This window comes from Nitrospirillum guanabarense (genome assembly GCF_034653355.1).
Taxonomy (GTDB): Bacteria; Pseudomonadota; Alphaproteobacteria; order Azospirillales; family Azospirillaceae; genus Nitrospirillum.
Genome location: NZ_JAYEER010000003.1, coordinates 87,285 through 109,764, shown reverse-complemented (window position 1 = coordinate 109,764; position 22,480 = coordinate 87,285). Strand labels below are relative to the sequence as shown.

The 22,480-nt window shown below is 69.9% G+C and carries 21 protein-coding genes; 14 read left to right on the top strand and 7 right to left on the bottom strand.

What is annotated here, in order from left to right; genetic code table 11:
* Window positions 1-46: 46 nt before the first annotated feature.
* The 6 genes from UAA55_RS09870 to UAA55_RS09845 form a co-directional block, all read right to left on the bottom strand.
* A complete protein-coding gene (locus tag UAA55_RS09870; protein WP_322952523.1) occupies window positions 47-1,435 on the bottom strand; it encodes a multicopper oxidase family protein in 1,389 nt (462 codons plus the stop codon).
* A complete protein-coding gene (locus tag UAA55_RS09865; RefSeq protein ID WP_322952522.1) occupies window positions 1,432-2,841 on the bottom strand; it encodes a TolC family protein in 1,410 nt (469 codons plus the stop codon). The genes UAA55_RS09870 and UAA55_RS09865 overlap by 4 nt, the downstream gene beginning before the upstream one ends.
* Window positions 2,838-3,071 (bottom strand): hypothetical protein, encoded by a 234-nt coding sequence (locus UAA55_RS09860; protein ID WP_322952521.1) that lies wholly within the window; start codon window positions 3,069-3,071, stop codon window positions 2,838-2,840. Before UAA55_RS09860 ends, UAA55_RS09865 begins: the two co-directional genes overlap by 4 nt.
* A 73-nt stretch (window positions 3,072-3,144) precedes the next feature.
* On the bottom strand, window positions 3,145-3,519 hold the full coding sequence (locus tag UAA55_RS09855; protein ID WP_322952520.1) for a hypothetical protein: 375 nt from the start codon (window positions 3,517-3,519) through the stop codon (window positions 3,145-3,147).
* Window positions 3,520-3,644: 125 nt separating this feature from the next.
* On the bottom strand, window positions 3,645-3,830 hold the full coding sequence (locus tag UAA55_RS09850) for a DUF3008 family protein (RefSeq protein ID WP_322952519.1): 186 nt from the start codon (window positions 3,828-3,830) through the stop codon (window positions 3,645-3,647).
* A 25-nt stretch (window positions 3,831-3,855) separates the two neighbouring features.
* Window positions 3,856-4,242: a hypothetical protein gene (locus UAA55_RS09845; protein ID WP_322952518.1), complete on the bottom strand. Its 387-nt coding sequence runs from the start codon at window positions 4,240-4,242 to the stop codon at window positions 3,856-3,858.
* 278 nt (window positions 4,243-4,520) lie between these two features.
* On the opposite strand from UAA55_RS09845, the gene UAA55_RS09840 reads away from it, so the two are divergent.
* The 6 genes from UAA55_RS09840 to UAA55_RS09815 all read left to right on the top strand — a co-directional run bounded on the left by UAA55_RS09840 (window position 4,521) and on the right by UAA55_RS09815 (window position 9,347).
* Complete coding sequence (locus UAA55_RS09840; RefSeq protein ID WP_322952517.1) at window positions 4,521-4,676, top strand: DUF3309 family protein; 156 nt, start codon at window positions 4,521-4,523, stop codon at window positions 4,674-4,676.
* A 49-nt stretch (window positions 4,677-4,725) separates the two neighbouring features.
* Complete coding sequence (locus UAA55_RS09835; RefSeq protein ID WP_322952516.1) at window positions 4,726-5,001, top strand: hypothetical protein; 276 nt, start codon at window positions 4,726-4,728, stop codon at window positions 4,999-5,001.
* 129 nt (window positions 5,002-5,130) lie between these two features.
* The gene (locus tag UAA55_RS09830) at window positions 5,131-5,388 is read left to right on the top strand and encodes a hypothetical protein (protein WP_322952515.1); all 258 of its coding nucleotides are present in this window, start codon (window positions 5,131-5,133) and stop codon (window positions 5,386-5,388) included.
* A gap of 219 nt (window positions 5,389-5,607) precedes the next feature.
* Entirely contained in the window at window positions 5,608-6,930 is a 1,323-nt protein-coding gene (egtB, locus tag UAA55_RS09825; protein WP_322952514.1) for an ergothioneine biosynthesis protein EgtB, read from the top strand.
* Entirely contained in the window at window positions 6,927-7,898 is a 972-nt protein-coding gene (egtD, locus tag UAA55_RS09820; protein WP_322952513.1) for an L-histidine N(alpha)-methyltransferase, read from the top strand. Before egtB ends, egtD begins: the two co-directional genes overlap by 4 nt.
* A 123-nt stretch (window positions 7,899-8,021) precedes the next feature.
* Window positions 8,022-9,347, top strand: coding sequence for a GntP family permease (locus UAA55_RS09815; protein ID WP_322952512.1), 1,326 nt, complete (start codon window positions 8,022-8,024; stop codon window positions 9,345-9,347).
* Window positions 9,348-9,499: 152 nt separating this feature from the next.
* On the opposite strand, the gene UAA55_RS09810 is transcribed toward UAA55_RS09815, so the two are convergent.
* Window positions 9,500-11,548, bottom strand: coding sequence for a M3 family metallopeptidase (locus UAA55_RS09810; RefSeq protein WP_322952511.1), 2,049 nt, complete (start codon window positions 11,546-11,548; stop codon window positions 9,500-9,502).
* A gap of 487 nt (window positions 11,549-12,035) precedes the next feature.
* Here UAA55_RS09810 and UAA55_RS09805 point away from each other — a divergent pair, with 487 nt between their 5' ends.
* The 8 genes from UAA55_RS09805 (at window position 12,036) to UAA55_RS09770 (ending at window position 22,476) form a co-directional block, all read left to right on the top strand.
* A complete protein-coding gene (locus UAA55_RS09805; RefSeq protein WP_322952510.1) occupies window positions 12,036-13,790 on the top strand; it encodes a response regulator in 1,755 nt (584 codons plus the stop codon).
* On the top strand, window positions 13,787-15,286 hold the full coding sequence (locus UAA55_RS09800) for a histidine kinase dimerization/phospho-acceptor domain-containing protein (protein ID WP_322952509.1): 1,500 nt from the start codon (window positions 13,787-13,789) through the stop codon (window positions 15,284-15,286). The genes UAA55_RS09805 and UAA55_RS09800 overlap by 4 nt, the downstream gene beginning before the upstream one ends.
* Window positions 15,172-15,861, top strand: a complete 690-nt coding sequence (locus UAA55_RS09795; protein ID WP_322954434.1) for an ATP-binding response regulator — start codon at window positions 15,172-15,174, stop codon at window positions 15,859-15,861. Before UAA55_RS09800 ends, UAA55_RS09795 begins: the two co-directional genes overlap by 115 nt.
* Complete coding sequence (locus tag UAA55_RS09790) at window positions 15,854-16,378, top strand: chemotaxis protein CheW (RefSeq protein WP_322952508.1); 525 nt, start codon at window positions 15,854-15,856, stop codon at window positions 16,376-16,378. Before UAA55_RS09795 ends, UAA55_RS09790 begins: the two co-directional genes overlap by 8 nt.
* Complete coding sequence (locus tag UAA55_RS09785; RefSeq protein ID WP_322952507.1) at window positions 16,375-17,862, top strand: CheR family methyltransferase; 1,488 nt, start codon at window positions 16,375-16,377, stop codon at window positions 17,860-17,862. Before UAA55_RS09790 ends, UAA55_RS09785 begins: the two co-directional genes overlap by 4 nt.
* Before the next feature lie 3 nt (window positions 17,863-17,865).
* Window positions 17,866-18,516 (top strand): chemotaxis protein CheW, encoded by a 651-nt coding sequence (locus UAA55_RS09780; RefSeq protein WP_322952506.1) that lies wholly within the window; start codon window positions 17,866-17,868, stop codon window positions 18,514-18,516.
* A 71-nt stretch (window positions 18,517-18,587) separates the two neighbouring features.
* Window positions 18,588-20,204 carry a methyl-accepting chemotaxis protein gene (locus tag UAA55_RS09775; RefSeq protein ID WP_322952505.1) on the top strand — a complete coding sequence of 539 codons (1,617 nt, stop codon included), beginning with the start codon at window positions 18,588-18,590 and terminating at the stop codon, window positions 20,202-20,204.
* A gap of 10 nt (window positions 20,205-20,214) precedes the next feature.
* Window positions 20,215-22,476: a hybrid sensor histidine kinase/response regulator gene (locus tag UAA55_RS09770; RefSeq protein ID WP_322952504.1), complete on the top strand. Its 2,262-nt coding sequence runs from the start codon at window positions 20,215-20,217 to the stop codon at window positions 22,474-22,476.
* Window positions 22,477-22,480: the final 4 nt, after the last annotated feature.

The window sequence follows — 22,480 nt, the reverse complement described above, 5'->3', positions numbered from 1 at the left end:
GTGCCGACTATGGCGTCTGGCTCCGGTCCCGTCCCGCGCGTTTAGCTCACCCCACCTTCCAGGCCATGGTGCCCTTGGGCGCCTTGTACCAGCCGGGGTCGCGGTAGTCGGCGGCCACCTCGTCGCGCACCTTGATCACCGTCACCATGCCGCCCATGTCCAGGCCGCCATAGGGCCCGGTGCCGGTCATCATGGGCGGGGTGTTGGCGGGGCCGGGCATCATGCCGGCCATCTGCCCCATGTCGCCCATGCCGCCCTGCCCCATGGGCATGTAGCCCGGCAGTTGCGCGCCCAGGCGCTGGGCCACCTCGCCTTGGCTGACACCCAGGAAGTTGGGGATGTCGTGGCCCATGGTGTTCATGGCGTGATGGGTCTTGTGGCAGTGGAAGGCCCAGTCGCCGGGGTTGTCGGCCACGAACTCCACCGTGCGGGTGCTGCCCACCGGCACCTGGATGGTGGTCTCGGGCCAGCGCGCGCCCTCCGGAATCATGCCGCCATCGGTGCCCGTCACCCACATGTGGTGGCCGTGGATGTGCATGGGATGCTCGTGCATGGACACGTTGCCGATGCGCAGGCGCACCCGCTGCCCCGTCTTGACCACCAGATGCTCCACCGCCGGGAAGACGCGGCCGTTGATGGTCCAGGTGTCATGCTCCAGCATCACCGCCGGGTCGGGGCGCGAGGTGCCGGGGTGGATGGCCCAGGCGTGCAGCATCATGGTGTAGTCGCGGTCGACCTGGCCGATGGCCGCGTCCCGAGGGTGGATGACGAACATGCCCATCATGCCCACGGCCATCTGCACCATCTCGTCGAAATGCGGATGGTACATCTGGGTCCCATGCTGGCGCAGGGTGAACTCGTAGGCCCAGGTCTCCCCCGGCGGAATGGGCGGGGCGGACAGGCCGCTGACCCCATCCATGCCCGAGGGCAGCAGCACGCCGTGCCAATGGACGCTGGTGGGCTCCGGCAGCTTGTTGGTCACCAGGATGCGCACGCGGTCCCCCTCCACCGCCTCGATGGTGGGACCGGGGCTGCTGCCGTTGTAGCCCCAGACCTTGACCTTGAAGCCGGGGCAGAACTCCTGCTCGAACTCATGGGCCGTCAGGTGGAACTCCTTGACCCCGTCCTTCATGACGAAGGGCAGGGTGCCGCCATTCAGGGTGATGGTCGCCGGGCGGTCGGTGCCGGGCACCAGCTTGGGCGGGCGCGGTGGGGTGACCGACGCCGCCACCGTCTTCCTGTTCATGGTCATCGGGCCCACGGACACGGCGCGAGGGGTGGGTGTCGGCGTGGCCGGCGCGGTGTGATGCGCATGGTCCTGCGCCGCCGCCGACGTGCCGCGCAGCAGGGCGCCGGCCCCGCCGATCAGGGCGGCGGACTTCAGCAGCTGGCGGCGTGCCCAACGGTGATGGGGCGGGGGGGAATTGGTGGTCATGACGGGCCTCCCGGCTGGGCCGCTGCATCGGTGTTGGAGGGGGGAATGGTCTGCCGTCCGCCGGCCAGGCGGATCAGGTCGCCGTCGGCCAGCCAATAATCACGCACGGCGGTGATGTAGCGGCGATAGGCCGTCAGGCGGGCCTGGCGTGCCGCCAAGACCTCGAACGGGCTGGTCAGCATGTAGTTGTATTCGGCCATGCCCAGGCGGACCAACCGGTCCTGCAGGGGCAGAACGGTGCGCAGGTAGTGGTCCGCCAGGTCACGCGCCCGCACCAGGCGGTCGCGCGCCTCCCGCGCTTCCGATCGCAGATCCACGGCCAGCTGCAGGGTGCGCCGCGCCTCCTGCCTGTACTCCGCTTCCGCCTTGGCGACGGCCGGCTGGCCCTGGTCGAACAGGGGCAGGGCCAGGGTCAGGGACGGGCCCAGCACCAGGGACCGGTCGGTCTCCCGCTCGCCGGCCACGCCCAGCTCCCCCTCCGTCCACAGGCGGCCGGCGTCGGCCAGGCCCAGGGCGGATGCCTTGGCCGCCGTGGCCCGCCGGGCGGCGTCCAGCTTCAGGTTGCCAGCGATCACCGTGGTCTCCACGGCGGCCAGGTCCGGCTCCCGCGGGGGCAGGGGCGGCAGATCACCGGCCACGCTCCACTGCGCCTGCGCTCCCCAGATGCCCATCAGGCGGTTCAGCGTTTCCCGCGTGGCGGTGACCTCGCCGGCCGCTTCCAGGCTTTCCACCCTGGCCTCCTCCAGGGCCGCCTGTTCGGTGGCCAGACGGCGGTCGCTGACATTCCCGGCCTGATGCAGGCGCGCCACCAGGTCATAGGCGGCCTGGGCGGCCTCTTGCGCCTGGGCCAGGGTCTGCGCCTCCTCCAGCGCCGCGCGGTGGCGCAGATAGGCGGCCCGGGTCTCGGCGGCCAGCTCCACCACCTCGGCGCTGACGGTCAGCTTCACCTGCTCGAACCGGTCCGCCGCCACCTTCCGCCGGGCGGGCAGCCACAGCAGATCCAGGAAGTTGGCGACAACGCTGAATTCCAGCTTGGGCGGCTCCGCCCCCTTGGTGGGGAACTCGGTCGCCAGCGACAGGATGGGATTGCGCAGCAGGCCGGCCTGCACCAGGTCGGCCTGGGCCACGCCCAAATCCTCATAGGTCGCCTGCAGGCCGGGATTGTTCAGCAGGGCCACCTGCACGGCGCCGTCCGCCGTCAACGGCCGGGTCAGCAGGTCCGCCACCGCCTGGGCGGCCTGGGCGTCGGCGGCGGCATCCCGGTTCCACGACACACGGTGGGGCAGGCGGGCTTCCACCTGCTTTTGCACGTCCGGGAAGCCGGCCTCGGGCGGGACGGTGGCGCAGCCGGCCAGCGCGCCCGCCAGCATCAGCGGCATCAAGCGCATGGGCAGGGCGGCGGTCATGGCGTCCCCCCGTGATGCTGGCTGTGGTCCATGGCGGGCATGGGGCCAGCGGGCGTGGGGGCGGGAACCGGCGCGGGGACCGTCTCGACGGGGGCGGCGGGGCGGGTCCAGGGCGTCACCGGGGCGTTGGCGTCGGCGGCGCCGGTGGCCGGCGGAAAGGCGGGGGGCGCCAGGGGCGTGCATCCCGCCACGGCCGCCAGCAAGGCGGCGCGCGCAAGGGTGTTGGGCATGGGAAAGCTCGGACGAAAGGGAATACCGGTCGCGGGAGGACGCGCCGGCAGCCCCCTCGGGGCTGTCCGGGCGTCAGGCGATGCGGTCGTGTCTGGGCGGCCCCAAGGCGGGCGCCAGGGCCAAGCCGGCGCCCAGGCTGTCCCCTGCGGGCATCAGCACCAGTGGTGCGGCGGTGCGCCTCGCGTCCGGCAGGGTGCCCGGCATCAGGACGCCGGCGCAGGCGGTGGCGCAGCCGGCCATGCCGGCGGCACAGCAGCAGTCGGCTGCCTCATGGCAATCATGGGCGGCGGTCGCCACGGTCGGGATGGCGGCGGGCGCCGCCGCGACCGTCGCGACCACGGCAACGGCCCGTCCGCACTCGTGCGCCCGCGCAGGCGCCGACCAGCCCGTGACCAGGATCACGAGGGTGAGGAAAGCCAGCAGGGGAAACAAAGGCAGGCGGATCATGACACCGACTATACCGTTCTGAACGGTGCCAGCAAGGGGGCAGGGCCGGGAAAGGCGGCACGGCGGCAGGAATGAGGGGTCGGGCGTCGCCGCCCGGCCCCACCGATGCGCAAGGGTCGTTGCGCTTAGTGGCGCACGTGTTCCGCCTTGCCTTTGCGCTTGGTCGAGGCCATGTCATGCAGTTCCTTCTCGCTCATGGATTTCTCCATGGAGCGCGAGGCGCCTTTCAGCTCGCTCTTCTTCATCTCGCCGCGCTTGGCGGCCAGCGCCGCGCCGGCGGCCTTCTGCTGGGACTGGGATTTGGCGGGCATGGGTGTCCTCCGCTGGTTAGATGCTTCAAATGCCGATGGTGGTTTCCATCCGCCGGGCCGCGGCAGCCTGTGGGGGGCCGGCCGGCAGGGCCGCGGGCTGTGGCGCATCCACGCCTTCCTGTGTCCTGTCCCCATATTCGCGTAGCAGCGCGCTGCTCCAATAGACGGCGAGGAGGATGGAGTAGAGGGTGATCATCGCGGCCAGGGCGCCGAAGGCGGCGAGCAGCAACGTGTGCAGGAAGACGGGGGCGGTGGCGGGCACGCCCAGGCCGCCGAAGGAAAAGGCGCCCATGACAGCGCCGATGGCGCCCAGCAGGGCCTCCACCGTGAAGAATCCCGGCCGGCCGTTGACGATCCTGCCGCAGACCAGGCCTAAGACGACGCCCAAGCCGACGCAGAACAACAGCTGCATGACGATGTCCCTTCATCTCATCGATGCCCGGGGCCGTTCGGGGCAGTGGACCCGGCCTTGGCGGCGGGCTTCCGGTGTGCAGTCTAAATCAGGCTCCGGCGTCTTTGTTCCCCGCCAAGGGCGCGCCCCTGTTCCGCCAAGGGGCGTTCCGGCCAAAGCTTCGCTTGCATGGCCGAAGTCTCAGGCAGGGGCCGACTGTCCAAGTCGGAACAAATGACTGCCGGCGCGGTTGAGTTCGTCAGGGATTTGACCCGCGAACCCTGTTCAGGAGGCCTCTCATGATCGGAACCATCCTGTTGGTTATTTTGATCTTGTTGTTAATCGGCGCCCTGCCCAGCTGGCCCTACAGCAGCGGCTGGGGCTACGGCCCCAGTGGGTTGCTGGGCTTGGTGTTGATTGTCGTGCTGGTCCTGGTGCTGACAGGCAACGCCTGACGCTCAGACCTCTCGCACCCCTGTCCCACGCCCACCGACGGAGGACAAGATGACGAGCCAAGACATGGGTCGCCTGTTGGGCGACGTCTCCAGCCACTTCGAACGGCCGCACGACATCGTCGTGTCCGACCAGTACACCCGTGAACAGAAGATCCAGCTGCTGCAGCATTGGGAACATGACCTGCAGTTGCTGATGGTGGCGTCGGAGGAAAGCATGACCGGCGGCACCCCCGGCCAGACAGCCGATCAGATGAAGGCGGTTTGCGACGCCCTGTCGGCCTTGGGCGGACTTGAGCGTCCCTCAGGCCCCGGAAAAGTGGGTTAAGCCCAAAGTGGGTTAAGGCCACGGCCCAAGCCGAGGTACCCGTTTCGGGGAAAACGGTGGAACAAATCACCGCCGGTGCGGGTTGTCGGCCATCATTCCAATCCCGGAGACGATAAGGAGATCAGTCCCATGGCTAGCATGAGCATCGACGACGTGACCGGTAAGGCCTCGGACATCGCGGCGGATACCGCCGCCGCCGCGAGCCGGGCTGGCCGCACCGCCTACGACGCCTTGCGCGAAGGCGCCTACGCCGCGGCTGATTTGGCCAAGGCCAAGGGCGACATCGCGGTACAGGAGGTCAGCACCCGCGTGGCCGCCCGGCCCTTGACAGCCATCGCGCTGGCTGGCGCGGCCGGCTTCATCCTGGCCCGGCTGTGCAGCCGCTGATCCCTGGTGGCGAAAAACGGCCCCGGTGTCACCGGGGCCGTTTCTTCCATCCCCTTTCTTGCAATCAAGCTGGCGCGGCCTAACCTTATGGGCGTTGCGCGTTTTTTGTGATTGCGCCTTTTCCGTGCAATACGGCGGCATTGCCGGCGTGTTCCATTCATCACGGGGCTGGCCGCTGGGCCATCCGATCGGGGCTTTTCCATCAGGGGGACATTGCCTGTGCCTTCCGCCGTTCCGGTATCCGCCGACGCCGCATCGCCGGTGCAGTCCTTACCCTTGCCGGTCCCACCCCTGCCGGGACGCCACCAGCCGGCCGACGCCCAGGCGCGATACCGCGCCGTGCGCCAGGAAACATTGGCCCGCATCGGGGGCCTTACGCCGGAAGACCAGACGCTGCAGTCCATGCCGGACGCCAGCCCGACCAAATGGCACCTGGCCCACACCACCTGGTTTTTCGAGACCTTCCTGCTGGCGGCGCTGGTGCCCGGCTATCAGCCCTTCGACCCCAGCTTCCGCTACCTCTTCAACTCCTATTACGAGGGGGTGGGGGAGCGTTGGCCGCGGCCCGCGCGCGGGCTGCTGTCGCGCCCCACCGTGGCGCAGGTGCTGGATTACCGGGCCCATGTCGACCAGGCCATGCAGGGTTGGCTGGCGGGCGGCCCGGACCCTCGCGCCGCCGCCCTGCTGGAACTGGGCCTGCAGCATGAGCAGCAGCACCAGGAACTGATCATCACCGACATCAAGCACGCCCTGCTGCTGCACCCGTTTCCGGCCGCGGTGTTCCCGCCGCCGGCCACGCCCGCGCTGGCGGTGGGCGAGGTCGCGTGGCGCGGCGTGCCGGCCGGGCTGTACGCCATCGGCGCCACGGGGCAGGAGGACTTCATCTTCGATAATGAAGGGCCCCGCCATAAGGTCTGGCTGGAGGCGTTCGAGATCGCGGATCGCGTGGTCACCAACGCCGAGTACCTGGACTTCATCGCCGATGGCGGCTACCGCCGGCCGGATCTCTGGTTGTCCGATGGCTGGGCCACCGCGCGGGCCCAGGACTGGCAGGCGCCCCTGTACTGGCAGCGGGGGGAAGAGGGGGAGTGGCAGGTGAAGACCCTGTCCGGCGTCCGCGCCCTCGATCCCAATGAACCCGTCTGCCACGTCAGCCAGTATGAGGCGGACGCCTACGCCAAATGGGCCGAGACCCGCTGGCCCGGCGCCCGCCTGCCGACGGAGGCGGAGTGGGAGATCGCGGCGGGCGAGCCGGGCCAGCGGCCCGGGGACGACGGCAGCTTCCATGCCCATACTGCGACCGGCTTCTACGGTGACGTCTGGGAATGGACGGCCAGCGCCTATACCGGCTACCCCGGTTACCGCCCGCCCGATGGCGCCATCGGCGAGTACAACGGCAAGTTCATGAGCGGCCAGATGGTGCTGCGCGGCGGGTCGCGCGCCACCCCGGCCGGCCATGTGCGCAAGACCTACCGCAATTTCTTCCCGCCGGCCGCGCGCTGGCAATTCTCCGGCATTCGACTTGCGAGGACGACGCCATGACCGTGACGGACGTGATCGATCGCGTGAGCTTCATGGATTTCGAGCCGGCCACGGCCAGCTTCCGCGATGATGTGCTGGCGGGACTGTCCCACCCCATCCGCCGCATTCCCTGCAAATATCTGTACGACGCCGCGGGAGCCGCCCTGTTCGAGCGCATCTGCGACCTGCCGGAGTATTATCCCACCCGCACCGAACTGGCGATGCTGCGGCACCTGGGGCCGGAGATCGCGGCCCTGGCGGGGCCTGAGGCGCAGGTGGTGGAGTTCGGCACCGGCGACGGCCGCAAGAGCCGCCTGCTGCTCAACGCGCTGGACCGCCCCGCCTCCTATGTTTCCATCGACATCTCCCGCGACCAGCTGATCCGCGAGGCGGCGGCGCTGGCGCTGGACATGCCGCAGGTGGAGATCATGGCCGTCTGTGGCGATTACACCCAGCAGACCTTGTCGCTGCCCATGGTGGGAAAGCGACGCGTGGGCTTCTTCCCCGGCTCCACCATCGGCAATCTGACGCCGGTGGCGGCCACCGCCTTCCTGGCCCGCTGCGCCAACATGCTGCCGGGGGGCGCCATGCTGGTGGGGGTGGACATCCCCAAGGACATCGCGGTGCTGGAGGCGGCCTACAACGACAGCGCCGGCGTCACCGCCGCCTTCTCCCTGAACCTGCTGGCCCGCATCAACCGCGAGCTGGGCGGCACCTTCGACCTGTCCGGCTTCCGCCATTACGCCTACTTCAATGAGCAACAGTCGAAGATCGAGATCTTCCTGATCAGCCAGCGCGAGCAGCGCGCCGCCGTGGCCGGGCGCTTCTTCCATTTCCGCGCCGGCGAACGCATCCATATCGAGGATTCCTACAAGCTGGCGCCCGCCACCTTCCAGAACATGGCCCGCGCCGCCGGATTCGAGCCGATGCAAGTGTGGGTGGACCCGGACGGCCTGTTCAGCCTGCACTGGCTGCTGGCACCGCTGTGAGCGTTAGGGAACCGGTGGACAAAAGCGCTGGCGCCAACGAAGCTCCAGGCCGGGAGTGAACGGCCTGGAAGGATGGGCGATGGCGTTGGACGAGACTGATTCCCGGCCACGCGGGGCGGCCGCGTGGTAGGCGGCGACCTCTGGCTGGTCCTGGCGGCGGGCGGCTGCATCGCCCTGGCCGTGGTCCTCATCATCCGGCTGAAGCTGCACCCCTTTCTGGCATTGCTGTGCGCGGCGCTTGCCCTGGCGGTGGCGCGGGGCATGGCGGCGGATCGGGCTTTGAGCGCCCTGCAGAAGGGTTTCGGCGACATCATGGGCGGGGCGGGCCTGGTGGTGGCCCTGGGCCTGACCCTGGGGGCCATGCTCAAGGTCTCCGGCGCCGCCGCCGCGTTGGCCCATGCCACGGTGGGCGCGGTGGGGCCGCGTTGGCGGCCCTGGGGCTGCCTGCTGGCCTCCTTGGTCCTGGGCCTGCCATTGTTCTTCGAGACGGGTGTGGTGCTGCTGCTGCCCATCATCGCGGCCCTGCCCATCACCGGTGACCGGGATGGGCGTCAGCGCCTGCTGCTGATGCTGCCGGCCCTGGCCGGGCTGTCGGTGCTGCACGCCCTGGTGCCGCCGCACCCCGGACCCATCATCGCGGTGGACCAGCTGGGCGCTGGCGTAGGGCCGACCCTGGTGCTGGGCGTGCTGCTGGGCCTGCCCATCGCCGTGCTGGCCGGGCCGGTGTTCGCCGGCTTGATCACCCCCCATGTCGCGGGCGGGGATGGTGCCCGGGCCGAGATGCCGGACGGGCCGCTGCCCTCACCCTGGACGGCGCTGGTCGTCATCCTGCTGCCGGTGGTGCTGATCGCCGCCAAGGCGGTGCCGGCGCTGAGCCATGGGCCCGTGCTGTCCCTGCTGGGTGCTCCGCCGGTGGCCCTGCTGCTGGCCAACCTGGTGGCCCTGGTCGCCTTCTTCAGCCCTGGAACATGGGGTGGGGGAAAGCCGGTGGACTGGGACGCGCTGTGGCATGAGGCCATGGCGCCGGCGGCCAGCATCCTGCTCAGCATCGCCGGGGGCGGCGCCTTCAAGCAGGTGCTGGTGGAGGCCGGGCTGGCCGACACCCTGTCCCGTTTCGCCCAGCAGGGGACGGTGTCGCCCATCCTGCTGGCCTGGGGCATCGCGGTGATGATCCGGCTGGCCACCGGCTCGGCCACCGTCGCCACCATCACCGCGTCGGGGGCCCTGACCTCGGTCGCGGCCACCTCCGGCGTGGCGCCGGAATGGCTGGTGCTGGCGGTGGGCGCGGGGTCGCTGTTCTTCTCCCACGTCAACGACCCGGGCTTCTGGCTGGTGAAGAACTACCTGGGCCTCAGTACCGCCGACACGCTGAAGACCTGGTCGGTGATGGAAACCATCGTCTCCGTCACCGGCCTGATCCTGGTGCTGGCCGCCAGCCGCTTGTTCTGACCTTGGCTCCAAGAAAGCCAATGGCGCGGGAATATTCCCGCGCCATTGTAGCCCGCGACTGCGGGCGCCGGAGCTTTCCGGGGAGCGTAGCGGACTGGAAAGTGAGGAAGGCAAGCGGCCGGATGGCCGCGCCCGCCGTCTGAGGGCACCGCTTAAGCCGCCAGCCCATACCGCCTGAGCAGCGCGTCGTTTTCCGGTTCGCGCCCGCGGAAGGCGATGTAGCTGTCCAGCGCGGGGCGGGACGATCCCACGGCCAGCACCTGGGCGCGGAAGGCCTCGCCGGCCGCCGCCCTGTCGCCCTCCAGGAACTTGCCGAAGCCGTCCAGGGACAGGCGCTCCGCCCACAGGTAGCTGTAGTAGCCCGCCGCATATCCGCCGGCGAAGATGTGGGTGAAGGCGTGGGCGAAGCGGTGCCATTCCGGCGGGGTCAGCACCGCCACCTCCGCCCGCACCCGCTCCAGCAGGGCCTGGATGCCCTGGGCGTCGGTGATGCCGGCATCCAGGTGCATCCGCAGGTCGAACAGCGCGAACTCCACTTGGCGCAGCAGGGCCAGGGCCGCCTGGAAGCGCTGGGCCCCCAGCATGGCGTCGAACAGGTCGTCGGGCAGGGGCTCGCCGGTATCGACATGGCCGGACATGGAGCGCAGGACCTGCCGGTCCCAGGCGAAGTTCTCCAGCAGCTGGCTGGGCAGCTCCACCGCGTCCCACTCGAAACCGGTGACGCCGCTGATGGAGGGGTAGTCGACCTCGCTCAGCACATGGTGCAGGCAGTGCCCCATCTCATGCAGCAGGGTCAGCACGTCGCCATGGCTCAGCAGGCTGGGCTTGCCTCCCGCCGGCGGGGCGAAGTTGCAGTTGAGGTAGGCGACCGGCAGTTGGGTCCCGTCTTGGCGCTTCAGGCGGGCGCGGCACACCGCCATCCAGGCGCCCCCCTTCTTGCCGGTGCGGGCGAACAGGTCCATGTACAGCCCAGCGAAGGGCACGCCGTCGCGCGACAGGGTGTAATAGCGCACGTCCTTGTGCCAGACGCGGGTGCCTTCCTCCTGCGTCAGCGTGATGCCGAAGACGTCGCGCAGCAGGGCCAGCAGGCCGTCCAGCACGCGGGGCAGGGGGAAATAGGTCTTGATCTTCTGGTCGTCGATGCTGTGCAGGGCCTGGCGCAGCTTCTCCGCGACATAGCCGTTGTCCCAGGGCTCCAGCGCGTCGATGCCCAGGGTGTCGCGGGCGAAGGCCTCCAGCTGCGCCTTGTCCGCCTCCGCCGGCTGGCGGGCGCGGCGGGCCAGGTCGCGCAAGAAGTCCACGACCTCGGCGCCGGTGCGCGCCATCTTGGTGGCCAGCGACAGGTCCACCGGGTCCTTGAAGCCCAGCAGCGCCGCCGCCTCGCGCCGCAGGGCCAGGATGGCGCCCATGCGTTCGCTGTTGTCCAGCGTCTCCGGCTTCAGGCCCTGGTCCGACGCGCGGGTGCCATAGGCGCGGTAGACGCGGGCGCGCAAATCGCGGTTGTCGGCATAGGTCAGGATGGCGCGCACCGACGGCTGGTGCAGGGTGACGGCCCAGCCTTCCAGCCCCCGCGCCGCCGCCAGGCTGGCCAGCATGGCCTTGTCCGCCTCCGGCACGCCGGCCAGCAGGGCCTCATGGGTGATGTGCTCCACCCAAGCCTCGGTCGCGTCCAGCACGGCGCTGCTGTAGGCGGTTTGCAGCCGGCCCAGCTCCACCTGCAGGGCGGCGAAGCGCTCGCGCTCGGCCGGGGGCAGGGCGACGCCGCCCAGCTTGAAGTTGCGCAGGCTCAATTCCACCAGGCGCCGCTCCGTCGGGCCCAGCGCCGCCTGGTCCACGGCGGCATAGGCGGCGTAGAGGTCCGGGTTCTGCGCCACGGCGGAGGAATAGCCGATCAGCCGTTCCAGCGAGGCGGCGTGGGCGGCGCGCAGTTCCGGCGTGTCGGCCACGCTGTGCAGGTGGCTGACCGTGGCCCACAGGTCGGACAGCTCGGCCTCCGCCTGCTCCATGGCGCGGCAGACGGCGTCGAAGCCGCGGTCGGTCCCCTGGACGATGGCCTGGACCACGGCGTCGTGCCGGGCGATGGCGGCCTCCAGCGCCGGGGCCACATGCTCCGGCTTCACCGCGTCGAAGGCGGGCAGCCCGGTCGTGACGAGAAGGGGATTGGCGTCGTCAGCGGGGGAAGGGGTGGGCGTGATGCTCATGGGTGCGCTCAAGTCCTTGGTCCAAGCGTGGGCTAAGCGGGCTGTTTCAGGTCCACCGTCCCATATGGGGCCTCCTTCGCGCAATTATGAGAGGGCGGGCTGTCGCCGCCGCCTTCGCTGTTTGGGGGCGCATCGTTGGGTTTGTAAACCCTTTGGTGGAAATCTATGCGGATGAGCGCGGGCATGGATCGCCCCCGCCGCCTATGATCCTGAAATGCCAAAGGCCGCCCAAATCACCGGCCCCGCAGGCTCTCCCGCACGGGGTACCCATGACGCGTCAGTCGACAGGGGGGCGGCCACGCGCCACCGTTCCCCCTTCCTCACGGGATGGTGGAAAACGGTTTGAGAAACCGGCACTTTCGCCGTTAACCAAAGTGGAACGGGGGACGTTCCGGAAAAGGCAGTGCGTGGTGGGTTCCGGCCTGGAGACGGAAATGATGGATCATCAAGGCATCGCCGCGCGGGTGGCGGCGGGCTGGGTCGTCCCATGATGGGCGTTTCCGCGCATCGCATCCTGCTGGTCGAGGATTTGCCGACCCAGGCCCTGCAACTGCAGATGACGCTGGAACGCCAGGGCTGGTCCGTCACGGTCTGCGGCGATGCCGAAAGCGCGCTGGAGCAGCTGGGCCGGGAAATGCCGGACCTGGCCATGGTGGACTTCCACCTGCCGCGCATGAATGGGGATGAGTTCGTGCGCCGAGTGCGCATGGACATACGCACCCGCGGCCTGTCCGTCCTGATGCTGACCGACAGCCATGCCGCCGATCGGGAACGCCAGGGCTATGACAGCGGCGCCGACGCCTACGTGCCCAAGTCGGTCGACATCGACATCCTGCTGAGCCGGGTGGGCGCCCTGCTGCGCAAGACGACGGCGCCGGCGGCGCAGGCGCCGGTCGACATCCGCCAGAGCCGCCTGCTGGTGGTGGACGACAGCCCCACCTATCTGTTCTTCATCACCGCCCAGTTGCAGGAGGATGGGCACGAGGTGATCGGCGTCTCCAGCGGGCGCGAAGCGCTGGCCCGCATGGCGGAGGAGAAGTTCGACTGTGTCGTGGTCGACCTGGTCATGCCCGAGATGAGCGGCACGGAGCTGTGCCAGCACCTGGACCAGATGCGCCGCCAGCACGACCGCCTGTTCCAGATCGTCATCCTGACCTCCCGCGACAACAAGGAGGACATGATGCGCGGCCTGGAGGCGGGGGCCGACGACTTCGTGGGCAAGGCCGGCGAAAGCGAGATCCTGAAGGCCCGCATCCGGGCCCTGCTGCGCCGCAAGTTCCTGCATGAGGAGAACCTGCGCATCAGCAGCGAATTCCGGGATAAGGAACTGGAGCTGGAGCGCACGCGCGACGAACGCCGCATCGCCCAGGAACGCGCCGCCATGACCGAGGCGCTGGAGCGGTCGCACGCCGAGCTGGCCGAGGCCTACCGCGAGCTGCAGGGCACGCAGTCACAGCTGGTGCAGGCGGCCAAGATGGCGTCCCTGGGCGCGCTGGTGGCCGGCATCGCGCATGAACTGAACAACCCGCTGGCCTTCGTCGGCAACCATTTGGGCACGGTGCTGCGCTGCCTGGAGACCATTACGCCGGAGGTGCGGGGACACCTGTCGGACAAGGGCGCCCGCGACCTGGACAAGATGCGCCAGCGCCTGGACGCCATGCGCCTGGGCATCGACCGGGTGGAGAACCTGGTGGTGAAGCTGCGCACCTTCTCCCGCCTGGACGAGGCGGAGGTGAAGGAGGTGGAGATCGAGGACAGCCTGGAGTCGGTGCTGACCCTGTTGCAGCACAAGCTGTCCGACCGAATCACGGTGGCGCGGAAGTACCAGGGGCCCAAGCGCATCACCTGCCAGCCGGGACCGCTGAACCAGGTGCTGATGAATGTGGTGGGCAACGCCATCGACGCCATCGAAGGGACGGGCACCATCACCCTGGAAACCAGCCAAAACGGGGCGATGTTCCACCTGTCCGTCCGCGATACGGGCCACGGCATCCCGGCATCCATCCGCGACCGCGTCTGCGAACCGTTCTTCACCACCAAGCCGGTCGGGTCAGGGACTGGTCTTGGCCTTTCGATTTCCTATAGCATCATCCAACGTCACCGGGGGCGGCTGGAATTCCATAGTGAAGAGGGGCGGGGTACGGAGGTGGTGATCGAGATCCCCATGGACGGGGCGTCCGCCGAAGCGCCGCCCCTGCCCGCTCCTGCGCAAACGGCGCATGCGACGCCGGGGAGTGCATGATGATCGGCCAAGAGCTGCCCACCGTCATGGTGGTCGACGACGAGCCGGAGGTGCTGATGGCGGTGACCGACGCGCTGGAGGATGAGTTCAACGTCCTGACCAGCACGTCGCCGCTGAGGGCGCGGGCCATGCTGGAGGGGGACGACATCGCCCCCCTGGTCATTATTTCCGATCAGCGCATGCCGGGCGTCACCGGCCACGAGTTCCTGCGCTGGGCGCGGGAGTTGTCGGACGCCACCCGTGTGCTGATCACCGGCTACACCGACATCGACGCCCTGGGCGCCGCCGTCAACGCCGGCCAGATTTTCGGCTACCTGCCCAAGCCGTGGACCCCAGACAGGCTGCGCCGCCTGATTCGCGAGGCGGCGGAACATTGCGCCGTGCGCCGCGCCCTGGCGGAGGAGCGGCGGCTGCTGTCGCACCTGATGAACAGCGTGCCGGACCCCATCTCCTTCAAGGACAAGAACCTGCGCTACATGCGCAGCAACGTGGCCCATGCCAAGGCCCTGGGTGTGGACGACCCCGACGACCTGATCGGCCGCACGGACGAGGAGATCGGGGCCGAGGGGGCGCATCGCCGCGAAGCGGCCGACCAGGCCGCCTTGGAGGACGGCATCACCGTCACCGACACCCTGCAGGAGATCCCAGCGTCGGGCGACGCGCCGGCGCGCCGGCGCTGGTACTCGGTCGTGCGTTCCACCTTCAGGGACAGCGAGGGGGCGATCGAGGGGCTGGTCACCATCGCCCGCGACATCACCGCCGCCAAGGAGGCGGAGCAAGCCTTGAGCGAGGCGCACGCCACGCTGGAGCGCCGGGTGGCGGAGCGGACGGAGGACCTGGCGGCCACGGCCCGCGATCTGCTGGCCGCGCGCAAGGCCGCCGACATGGCGAACGAGGCCAAGTCGCGCTACCTGGCCACCGTGGCGCACGAGCTGCGCACCCCGCTGACGGGCGTCATCGGTTTCTCCGAATTGCTGCTGCGCGGCGGTGTCAGCCCCGGCGAATGGCACCGCCTGCTGACCTTGCAGGCGGAGGCGGGGCGCACCCTGCTGGGCCTGCTGGACGACATCCTGGACCTGTCCAAGATCGAGGCCGGGCGCCTGACCCTGGAGAACCTGCCGCTGGATTTCCGCACCCTGGTGGACGACTGCATCGCCCTGGTCCGCCCTTCGGCCACCGGCAAGGGGCTGGCGTTCAGCTCCGTCGTGACCAGCGCCCTGCCGGCCAAGATCATGGGCGATCCCACCCGGCTGCGCCAGGTGATGCTGAACCTCCTGACCAACGCCGTGAAGTTCACCCCGGCCGGCAGCGTCAGCCTGACGGCGGAAGTCCTGCCGCCGCCCGTCGGCCAGGGGGGGAGCCGTCGCGCCTGCGGGTGTCCGTGGCCGACACCGGCATCGGCATCCCGCCGGAGCGGCTGTCCGGCCTGTTCGAGGAATTCAGCCAGGTGGATGAAACCACGGCCCGCCGCTTCGGTGGCACGGGGCTGGGCCTAGCCATCTGCCGCCGCCTGGTGGAACACATGGACGGGCGCATCGGGGTGGAGAGCACGCCGGACCGGGGCAGCCGCTTCTGGTTCGAACTGCCGTTGGCCGTGCCGGCGGAGGAAGCGGCGACCCTGCCGCCGGACGCCGATCGGCCGACCGAGACGGCGCCGGGGCGTTCCAGGGGCGGCCGCCGAATCCTGCTGGTGGAGGACGACCGCTCCACCCAGATCCTGGTGTCCACCATCCTGCGCGGCGTGGGGCATGAGGTGGAGGTCGTGGACAACGGCGCCGCCGCCGTGGAGGCGGTGGACAAGGGCACCTACGACCTGGTGTTCATGGACATGCACATGCCGGTCATGGGCGGGCTGGAGGCCACGACCCGCATCCGCGCCCTGCCGCGCACGTCCGACCGGCCACTGCCGCCGCTGGTTGTGCTGACCGCCGGTGTCACGGCGGAGGAGCGGGAGCGATGCCGCGCCGTGGGGCTGGAGGTCTTCCTCAGCAAGCCCGTCGATCTGGAAAAGCTGCTGCACACCGCCGCCACGGTGGGCCTGCCGGCCGAAGAAGGCGATATCCATGGCTGACCGGGGCCCGACCTCCGGCGTCGCCGCGGCGGGTGGCGCCGGCGCCTTTCTTCTGCGCTTCGACCTGGGGGGCCAGGCCTACGGCCTGCCGCTGGCCATGGTGGAGCGGGCGGTGCGGGCCGTGGCGGTGACTCCCTTACCGGGCGCGCCGGGCTTGGTACGGGGCGTCATCAACCTGCAGGGCCAGGTGGTGCCGGTCATGGACGTGCGCCGCCGCTTCGGCCTGGACAGCCGCCCCCTATCGCTGAGCGACCATATGATCGTGGCGCGCGGCCTGCGCCGCACCGTCGTCCTGCTGGTTGACAGCGTGGTGGGCACGGTGGCCGGCGCGCCGGTCGACTGGGTGTCGACCCAGGGAGTGGTGCCGGGGGCGGATGACGCCATCGTCGGCGTGGCGCGCCTGTCGGACGGCCTGTTGCTGATCCACGATCTGGACCGCTTCCTGTCGGCGGCTGAGGAGGAACAGCTAGACCAGGCGCTGGCGGCCAAGGACGGGTCCGAAGGAGGCGGTGGATGAGCCGCACCCTGCCGGACACCCTGCTGGCCGCCATGTCGGACCGGCTGAGCGCCAGTATCGGGCTGTATTTCCCGGCCGACCGCTGGACCGACATGGAACGCGGACTGGAACGGGCGGCGGCGGAGCTGGGCTATCCCAGCACGCTGGCGGCCGTGCAGCATTGGTTGACCGCGGGCGCCCCCGACCGCGTTCAGCTGGAGGCCCTGGCCGGCCAGCTGACGGTGGGGGAGACCTATTTCTTCCGCGAGCCCAAGAGCTTCGAGGCCCTGGGCCAGAAGATCCTGCCCGACCTGATCGCCGAGCGGCGCGCGCATGGGCTGCTGGCCTTGCGTATCTGGAGCGCGGCCTGCTGCACGGGGGAGGAGGCGTACAGCCTGGCCATGCTGCTGGACACGCTGTTGCCCGACCGCGTCCGCTGGACCATCACCCTGCTGGCCACCGATATCAACCCCCGCTTCCTCAGGCGCGCGGCGGAGGGCATCTATGGCGAGTGGTCCTTCCGCGGCGTCGACCCGGCCATGCGCGCCCGCTATTTCACCGCCCTGCCGGATGGGCGCTATCGCATCAGCCCCGATATCGCGCGCATGGTCACCTTCTCCTACCACAACTTGGTGGACGACCCCTATCCGGCGTTGGAGAGCAACACCAACGCCATGGACGTCATCCTCTGCCGCAACGTCCTGATGTACTTCAACGGGGAGCAGGCGAACCGCGTGGTGCGGCGGCTGGCGCGGTCGCTGGTGGACAACGGCTGGCTGCTGCCCAGTTCCGTCGATGGCGCCCCCCCCATGTTCGCGCCGCTGACCTTCGTGCCCTTCGAGGGCGCCACGGTCTATCGCAAGCTGCCGGTGCCGCCGCGCGCCATGCCCCACGCGCCGGTCACCCACCATTTCCCCATACCGCCGCCGCCCACGCCGCCGGAGGCGCCACCGGTGGCGCCTCCGGCGATGGCCGCCGTGAAGCCGTCCGTCCCCAGCCTCGACCATTGCCGCTCCCTTTACGACCAGGGGCGCTATGGCGAGGTCGTGGAACAGCTGGAGGCGCGACTGGCCCTGGGGCCGGCGGACGCCGCCGCCATGCTGCTGCTGGCCCGCAGTTATGCCAACCAGGGCCATCTGGCGGAGGCCGCGCACTGGTGCCAGGGGGTGCTGGACCACAACCGGGTGAGCGCCGAGGCGCACCACCTGCTGGCCATGATCCAGCAGGAACGGGGTGACGCAGCGGCCGCGGCCGCCTCGCTGCAGCGCGCGCTGTTCCTGGCGCCGCACTCCATCGCCACGCATCTGGCGATGGCCAACCTGGCCCGCAGCGAGGGCCGCACCGGGGACGCGCGCAAGCACTACCGCAACGTCATGGGTCTGCTGGAAGGGCACCGGCCGGAGGAAATCCTGCCGGATCTGGAGGGCATGACCGTGGGCCGGCTGATGGACGTCGCCGCCCATGCCCACGCGGCGCTCGGCCAGGTCATGGGGGGGGAGTTCTAAGGCATGGCCGTGGAGCGGGTTGCCGGGGGGCGGAGCATCGACTGGGAGGACGTCCACCGCCGCCTGGCCGGCTGGGCGGCGTCGCTGGAACGCGGCTGGGTGCCGGATGAGGAGACGACGCGGCGCATCCTGCACCGGCGCGGGCTGGAACTGGCCAAGCCCCCGGTGCTGGAAGACGCCGGCGACATCCTGGAATTCATGGAATTCACGGTGGGACAGGAGCGCTATGGCTTCGAGACCGCCGCCGTGGTGGAGGTGCTGGCCCTCAATGGCCTGACCGCCGTGCCCAAGGCGCCACCCTTCATCGCCGGCCTGACCACCGTGCGGGGCCAGGTGCTGCCCCTGGTCCACCTGGGCCGTCTGCTGGATTTGGGCCCGGTTCCGCCCGCCGATCTGCGCCGCGTCGTCGTGCTGGGCCAGGCGCAGGCGCCCGGCCAGGGCGGCGGCGCGCTGGGCTTGCTGGTCACCTCCATCGTCGGCGTCTCGCGGACCCCGCGCGCCCGGCTGCAGGCGCCGCCCAGCGTCGTCACCGGGCGCCAGCGCCATTACCTCGCCGGCGTCCTGCCGCCCCATCTGGCCCTGCTGGATGCCCAGCGCCTGCTGGCCGATCCCGATCTCATCGTCGTGGGCGGTCCCGCCGCCCGTCCGGGCTGAGCCGCACCAATCGCCCGCCTATCTCCAAAACCAGTCCACCGTCCACGCACAGCCCCTCGGGAGCGCCGGTCATGAAGTACTCTGTCGGAATGAAAATCTGGATCTGCTTGTGCAGCGTCCTGTTCATTCTTCTCGTGGTGGCCGCCACCTCGTACGGCAACATCCGCCAGCTGACGGAAACCACCATGTTGCGCTCCCATTCCTATGAGGTGCAGGCCAAACTGATCAGCCTGCTCTCCGCCCTGCAGGACATGGAAACGGGCCAGCGCGGCTATCTCATCACCGGTGAGGACCGCTACCTGGAACCCTATCGCCAGGGCCTGAACACCATGGAGCAGGCGCTGCAGGCGGTGGCGACGCTGACCCTGGACAACCCGGTGCAGCAGCAGAACCTGGAACGCCTGCGCGGCCCCATGAAGGAGAAGACGGCGGAGCTGAAGGACACCATCGACCTGCGCCGCCTGCAGGGCTTCGATCCGGCGCGCGCCGCGGTGCTGAGCGACCGGGGCAAGCAGTCGATGGACGACATCCGTCGCATCGTCGCCACCATGCAGGCGGGCGAAGGCGAACTGCTGCGCGTGCGTGACGCGGCGGCGGCGGCCAGCGCCGAGAGCGCGGTGCTGGTCATCGCCGTCGGCACGCTGATCGCCGCCGTGTTCGTGGTGGTGGCGGGCCTGTTCCTGGGCCGCAACATCGCCACGCCCCTGCGCACCATCACCACCACGGCCGAGCGCATCGGTGGCGGCGACCTGACGGTGGCCGGCACCATCGAGGTTGGCGACCGGGGCGACGAGGTGGGCATCCTGGGCCGCACCTTCCATGGCATGGCCACCAACCTGCGCCAGCTGATGCGTGACCTGCGCGAGGGCACCAGCGTGCTGGGCACCGCGTCCAGCCAGATCGTCACCATCACCGCCCAGGTGGCGGCCAGCGCCGCCGAGACGGCGACCGCCCTGGCCCAGACCAGCGCCACGATGGAGGAGGTGAAGAAGACCTCGCAGGTGTCCAGCGAGAAGGCGCTTTACGTCTCGCAGACGGCGCAGAACACGGCCCAGATCTCCCAGAACGGCAAGCAGGCGGTGGAGCAGTCCATCGAGGGCATCACCAAGGTGCGCGAGCAGATCATGGCCATCGCCGAGGCGGTCATGCAACTGAGCGAGCAGAGCCAGGCCATCGGCGAGATCGTGGCCACGGTGAATGACCTGGCTGAACAGTCCAACCTGCTGGCCGTGAACGCCGCCATCGAGGCGGCGCGGGCCGGCGAGCAGGGCAAGGGCTTCGTCGTGGTGGCGCAGGAGGTGCGCAGCCTGGCCGAACAGTCCAAGCAGGCCACCACGCAGGTGCGCTCCATCCTGGGTGACATCCAGAAGGCGACGGCCACGGCCGTGCTGGCCGCCGAACAGGGCAGCAAGGCGGTGGACACCGGCGTGAAGCAGTCGGTGGCGGCGGGCGAGGCGATCGACCGACTGGCCCAGAGCATCGCCGTGGCGACCCAGGCCGCCACCCAGATCGCCGCATCCAACCAGCAGCAGCAGGTGGGCATCGACCAGGTGGCGCTGGCCATGGAGAACATCAAGCAGGCCAGCATGCAGAACATGAACGCCACCAAGCAAGCCGAGACCGCCGCGCAGAACCTGAACGAGCTGGGGCACAAGCTGAAGACCATCACCGGCCAGTACCAGGCCTGAGGACCGGCGCATGAGCCAGTCGGACGATCAGCTCCTGAAAAGGCTGCTGGCCATGTTCGAGGTGGAGGCGGAGGAGCATCTCTCCGCCATCGCCGCCGGACTGTTGGCCCTGGAGCAGTCGCCCCCGCGTGAGCGCGCGCAGGAGCTGGTGGAGACCACTTTCCGCGAGGTGCACACCCTCAAGGGGGCCGCCCGGGCGGTGAACCTGGGCGCGGTGGTGGGCGTGTGCCACGCCATGGAGAGCGTCTTCGCGGCGCTGAAGGGCGGGCGGCGGGCGCTCACGCCCGGGGGCATGGACCTGCTGCACCAGGGCTACGCCCGGGTGCGCGGCCTGCTGGACGGTAGCGTCATGGCCGGCCCCGACCAGGACGCGCTGGTGGCGGCGCTGGACGCCTATGCCGAGGGGCGGGAGCCGTCGGCGCCCGGGACCACGGCTCCCGCCGCTCCAGCGCCCCCGAAACCGGAACCGGTGGTGGGGCGGGCGGAGGAGGCGCCGGCGGTCGACTTCCCAGGGACGGAGGCCCCGGTGCCGGACGCCCCGCGGGTGGGCAGCCGACCCACCCTGCGCATCGCCACGTCCAAGGTGGACACCCTGCTGCGCCATGCGGAGGAGTTGGTCTCCGCCCGCCTGGCCGCTGGCCGTCAGGTCGCCGACCTGGGGGGACTGGCGTCGGAAGTGGCGGAGCGCGTGCGCTCGCATGAGCGTGCCCGCCGCCGGCTGGAGGAGGCCGACGACAGCCCCGCCGCCCGCCTGCTGAAGCAGCAGGGCGACACCCTGCGCTGGCTGTCCGGTCGCATCGCCCAGCTGGCCAACGCCGGGCGGCAGGATCTGCGCATCCTGGGCAAGATGCTGGACAGCCTGCTGGATGAGGCCAAGCAGGTGCTGATGGTGCCGGTCTCGACCCTGCTGGACCCCATGGCCCCCCTGGTGCGGGATCTGGCCCGGGGGGAGGGCAAGGAGGTTGAGCTGGTCATCCGCGGCGGGGATCTGGAGATCGACCGCCGCATCCAGGAGGAAATGAAGGACGCGCTGCTGCACCTGGTGCGCAACGCCATCGCCCACGGCATTGAGGCGCCTGGCGCGCGCGAGGCCAAGGGCAAGGCCCCCCGGGGCGCGCTGGCCATCACCGTCGCCCAGACCGAGGCCGGCCGGGCGGAGATCGCCATCGCCGACGATGGCGGCGGTTTCGACGTGACCCGCCTGCGTCATGCCGCGGTCGAACAGGGCCTGATGTCGGTGGAGGCCGCCGCCGCGTTGGACGACGATGCGGCCAGGGCCCTGGCCTTCCGGTCCGGCCTGTCGACCAGCGGCCTGCTGACGGATGTGTCCGGCCGGGGCCTGGGCCTGCCCATCGTGCAGGAGAAAGTGGAACGGCTGGGCGGCAGCTTGGCCGTGGAATCAACCGTGGGCCTGGGCACCGTCTTCCGCATCCGCCTGCCGGTGACGCTGGCCAGTTTCCGCGGGGTGCTGGTGGAGGTGGAGGGCGCCTGTTTCATCCTGCCCACCGGCGGTGTGGAACGGGTGGCGCGCGTGGCGCTGGGCGCCGTCGCCACCGTGGAGAACCGCGAGACGGTGGTGCTGGACGGCCGCACGGTGGGCCTGGTGCGTCTGGGCGACGTGCTGGGCCTGACCCCCGCCCGCGGCAACCAGGCACCGCCCAGCCACCATACCGTGGCGGTGCTCAGCCGGGGCGGCCAGGCCATCGCCTTCATCGTCGACCGGGTGCGCGATGAGCAGGAGGTGCTGATGAAAAGCCTGGGCCCGCAGCTGGCCCGGGCGCCTTACGTCACCGGCGCCAGCGTGCTGGCCACGGGTGAGGTGGCGCTGATCCTGAACGTCCCCGACCTGCTGGCCGGCGCCGCCCAGGCGTCCACGACGGCGCGGCCGACGGTGGCCGTGTCGCGGAAAAAGTCCATATTGATTGCGGAGGACAGCATCACCGCACGCACGCTGTTCAAGAACCTGCTGGAGGCGGCGGGCTATCAGGTGCGCACCGCGGTGGACGGGGTGGACGCCTGGGCCGCCCTGACAGGCGGGGACGACTTCGATCTGCTGGTGTCGGATGTGGAAATGCCGCGCATGGGCGGCTTCGAGTTGACCACCAAGGTGCGCGGCAACCCCAAGCTGGCGGAGCTGCCCGTGGTGCTGATCACCTCGCTGGGTTCGCGGGAGGACAAGGAACGGGGAATCGATGCCGGTGCCAACGCCTACCTGGTCAAGGACAGTTTCGACCAGGGCAACCTGCTGCAAATCGTCAGTCATTTGGTCTAAGGAA

Coding starts and splice junctions, on each gene's coding strand:
- UAA55_RS09775 (WP_322952505.1), top strand. CDS start 18,588: ATGAAGTACTCTGTCGGAATGAAAATCTGGATCTGCTTGTGCAGCGTC.
- UAA55_RS09780 (WP_322952506.1), top strand. CDS start 17,866: ATGGCCGTGGAGCGGGTTGCCGGGGGGCGGAGCATCGACTGGGAGGAC.
- UAA55_RS09870 (WP_322952523.1), bottom strand. CDS start 1,435: ATGACCACCAATTCCCCCCCGCCCCATCACCGTTGGGCACGCCGCCAG.
- egtD (WP_322952513.1), top strand. CDS start 6,927: ATGACCGTGACGGACGTGATCGATCGCGTGAGCTTCATGGATTTCGAG.
- UAA55_RS09790 (WP_322952508.1), top strand. CDS start 15,854: ATGGCTGACCGGGGCCCGACCTCCGGCGTCGCCGCGGCGGGTGGCGCC.
- UAA55_RS09855 (WP_322952520.1), bottom strand. CDS start 3,519: ATGATCCGCCTGCCTTTGTTTCCCCTGCTGGCTTTCCTCACCCTCGTG.
- UAA55_RS09810 (WP_322952511.1), bottom strand. CDS start 11,548: ATGAGCATCACGCCCACCCCTTCCCCCGCTGACGACGCCAATCCCCTT.
- UAA55_RS09860 (WP_322952521.1), bottom strand. CDS start 3,071: ATGCCCAACACCCTTGCGCGCGCCGCCTTGCTGGCGGCCGTGGCGGGA.
- UAA55_RS09840 (WP_322952517.1), top strand. CDS start 4,521: ATGATCGGAACCATCCTGTTGGTTATTTTGATCTTGTTGTTAATCGGC.
- UAA55_RS09865 (WP_322952522.1), bottom strand. CDS start 2,841: ATGACCGCCGCCCTGCCCATGCGCTTGATGCCGCTGATGCTGGCGGGC.
- UAA55_RS09845 (WP_322952518.1), bottom strand. CDS start 4,242: ATGCAGCTGTTGTTCTGCGTCGGCTTGGGCGTCGTCTTAGGCCTGGTC.
- UAA55_RS09785 (WP_322952507.1), top strand. CDS start 16,375: ATGAGCCGCACCCTGCCGGACACCCTGCTGGCCGCCATGTCGGACCGG.
- UAA55_RS09830 (WP_322952515.1), top strand. CDS start 5,131: ATGGCTAGCATGAGCATCGACGACGTGACCGGTAAGGCCTCGGACATC.
- UAA55_RS09850 (WP_322952519.1), bottom strand. CDS start 3,830: ATGCCCGCCAAATCCCAGTCCCAGCAGAAGGCCGCCGGCGCGGCGCTG.
- UAA55_RS09770 (WP_322952504.1), top strand. CDS start 20,215: ATGAGCCAGTCGGACGATCAGCTCCTGAAAAGGCTGCTGGCCATGTTC.
- UAA55_RS09835 (WP_322952516.1), top strand. CDS start 4,726: ATGACGAGCCAAGACATGGGTCGCCTGTTGGGCGACGTCTCCAGCCAC.
- UAA55_RS09800 (WP_322952509.1), top strand. CDS start 13,787: ATGATGATCGGCCAAGAGCTGCCCACCGTCATGGTGGTCGACGACGAG.
- UAA55_RS09805 (WP_322952510.1), top strand. CDS start 12,036: ATGATGGGCGTTTCCGCGCATCGCATCCTGCTGGTCGAGGATTTGCCG.